The sequence below is a fragment of the Stenotrophomonas sp. SrG genome, from assembly GCF_050031795.1.
GTDB classification, from domain to species: Bacteria; Pseudomonadota; Gammaproteobacteria; order Xanthomonadales; family Xanthomonadaceae; genus Stenotrophomonas; species Stenotrophomonas rhizophila_A.
On record NZ_JBNBBE010001466.1, the window covers coordinates 1 to 234 of the forward strand.

Annotated in this window: 1 pseudogene; it reads left to right on the plus strand. The window is 74.4% G+C overall.

The annotated features are described in order from the left end of the window. Window positions 1-234: pseudogene (locus tag ACQG3P_RS24280) on the plus strand (5-methyltetrahydropteroyltriglutamate--homocysteine S-methyltransferase); the annotation flags it as partial.

Below are 234 nucleotides of genomic sequence, written 5' to 3' on the forward strand. Positions count from 1 at the left end.
CCCGCCGCCCGCGTGCTCTCGGCCCGGCGGGTCCACGGCCGCACCATCTGGCGTCCCCACCGCGACAACGCGCTGGTGCTGGCCCGCTACGCCCACGGCCCGCTGGGCAGCGAGTTCCTGTGGCTGGCGCCGTCGTGTTCGCTGCTGCACCGCCGGGTGGACCTGGCGCAAGAGACGCCGCTGGCCGCTGAACCGCGTGGCTGGCTGGCGTTCTCGAAGCAGCAGCTGGAAGAG